Consider the following 1,900-nt stretch of genomic DNA (forward strand, 5'->3'; position numbering starts at 1 on the left):
CGCTCGCACCGACGGCCCCGCACCGGCGGCGCCGCTCGCACCGAGGGCTCCGGAACCGGTGGTGGGTCCGGCGGCCCCGGCGCGGGGCGGGTCCTAGGCTGCGGACATGACGACGATCGCGGTACTGGGTGCGGGAAAGATCGGTGAGGCGCTGCTGTCCGGGCTGATCGCCGCGGGACGGGACGCCGGGGACCTGCTGTTCACCGAACGGCACTCCGAGCGTGCGGCCGAGCTGACCGAGCGGTACGGCATCACCCGGGTGGAGGTGCCGGAGGCGGCCGAGCGTGCCGACGTGCTGGTGGTGGCGGTGAAGCCGCAGGACATCGAACCACTGTTGGACGAGCTCGCCCCGCTGGTCGGGCGGGACTCCCTGGTGGTGTCGCTGTGCGCGGGATTGCCGACGACGCTGTTCGAGGGCAGGTTGCCGGACCGGACGCCGGTGGTGCGGGTCATGCCGAACACCCCGATGCTGGTCGGCGAGGCGATGAGCGCGGTGTCGCCGGGCAGGCACGCCACGCCGGAGCACGTGGAGACCGTCACCGCCCTGCTGACGTCCGTGGGCAAGGTCGTCGAGGTGCCCGAGCGGCAGCAGGACGCGGTCACCGCGCTCTCCGGGTCGGGCCCGGCGTACTTCTTCTACCTGGTCGAGGCGATGATCGACGCCGGGATCCTGCTCGGACTGCCCCGGTCGGTCGCCGAGCAGCTGATCGTGCAGTCGGCCGTGGGCGCGGCGCGGATGCTCGACGAGGGCCGCGACCACCCCGTCCTGCTCCGGGAAGCGGTGACCTCCCCGGCCGGGACCACCATCAACGGCATCCGCGAGCTGGAGAAGCACGGCGTCCGCGCCGCCCTGCTCGACGCCATCGAAGCCGCCCGCGACCGCTCGGTCGAACTCGGCGCCCCCCACCGCGACTGAGGCCCTCACCCGGGGTTGTGCCGTGAGGGGCACTTTCCCTGCGTGCGATGCAGTGAATGTGCCCCTCGCTGCCCCTGGCGCAGGGAAAGTGCCCTTCACGGCAACCTCACGCAAGTCGGGGGGTGCGTCCGGTCGGGTGCCGTGTTTCCCCTTGACAGGCGTCGCAGGAGTCCCATGTGTCCCGCTACCCTCGTTGAGAGCACGCGCGTGTCGGTACCGCCCGGTGGGGAAGCCGGGCGGCACGGCGCGTGGCGGAGGGACACGGTGAAATCGCTATGCCACCGAGCACACACGACGACATGCCCGCGGGCCCGCGGCATGTCCAGTTCCTGACGGTCGCCGAGGTGGCCTCGCTGATGCGGGTCTCCAAGATGACCGTCTACCGACTGGTGCACTCCGGGGAGCTGCCCGCCGTCCGGGTGGGGAAGTCCTTCCGGGTGCCCGAACAGGCCGTCCACGACTACCTCGACAACGCGTACTTCGACGTCGGCTGAGCCACCGTCCCCGCAGGTGTCCCCGCCGGGGACGCCGGGACTCCGAGGGGCCCGGACGGACGCCCGGAGGTGTCCGGGAGGCTCCGCCGCCCGGGGCTGTCCGGGCCCGTGCGGGCCGCCCGGGGGACCACCGGTAACCTGGTGGACCGTTCCCCTCGAGGTAGACCATGAGGAGTGGGTGTGGGCTCGGTCGTCAAGAAGCGCCGGAAGCGGATGTCCAAGAAGAAGCACCGCAAGCTGCTGCGCCGCACCAGGGTGCAGCGTCGCAAGCAGGGCAAGTAACCATCACCGGCTCGGTGGGCGTCCCACCGGGCCCGTAGGGACAGTCGATGTCGCCGAAGGTCGTCCTCATCACCGGTGTCGCCGGTGATCTGGGCGGGCGGCTGCTGGCGCGGCTGAGTGCCGACCCGGGCGTCGAGCGGGTGATCGGTGTGGACACCGCACCCCCGCGGCGCACCGGCGCGCCCCCGCGCGACACCGGCACCGCGCG

At 72.4% G+C, this 1,900-nt stretch carries 3 protein-coding genes and 1 pseudogene; all 4 read left to right on the forward strand.

Features of this window, described 5'->3' with window-relative positions; all coding sequences use genetic code 11:
- Nucleotides 1-106: 106 nt before the first annotated feature.
- Nucleotides 107-916: a pyrroline-5-carboxylate reductase gene (gene proC / locus ACTIR_RS0103520; protein WP_026453245.1), complete on the forward strand. Its 810-nt coding sequence runs from the start codon at nucleotides 107-109 to the stop codon at nucleotides 914-916.
- Between the two features lie 275 nt (nucleotides 917-1,191).
- The gene (locus ACTIR_RS0103525; RefSeq protein ID WP_019809390.1) at nucleotides 1,192-1,410 is read left to right on the forward strand and encodes a helix-turn-helix domain-containing protein; all 219 of its coding nucleotides are present in this window, start codon (nucleotides 1,192-1,194) and stop codon (nucleotides 1,408-1,410) included.
- Nucleotides 1,411-1,590: 180 nt separating this feature from the next.
- On the forward strand, nucleotides 1,591-1,692 hold the full coding sequence (locus ACTIR_RS25150) for a 30S ribosomal protein bS22 (protein WP_007026313.1): 102 nt from the start codon (nucleotides 1,591-1,593) through the stop codon (nucleotides 1,690-1,692).
- A 47-nt stretch (nucleotides 1,693-1,739) separates the two neighbouring features.
- A pseudogene (locus tag ACTIR_RS25750) lies at nucleotides 1,740-1,900 on the forward strand (NAD-dependent epimerase/dehydratase family protein); the annotation flags it as partial.

Source organism: Saccharomonospora iraqiensis subsp. iraqiensis (genome assembly GCF_000430445.1).
Taxonomy (GTDB): domain Bacteria; phylum Actinomycetota; class Actinomycetes; order Mycobacteriales; family Pseudonocardiaceae; genus Saccharomonospora; species Saccharomonospora iraqiensis.

Coding starts and splice junctions, on each gene's coding strand:
- proC (WP_026453245.1), top strand. CDS start 107: ATGACGACGATCGCGGTACTGGGTGCGGGAAAGATCGGTGAGGCGCTG.
- ACTIR_RS0103525 (WP_019809390.1), top strand. CDS start 1,192: ATGCCACCGAGCACACACGACGACATGCCCGCGGGCCCGCGGCATGTC.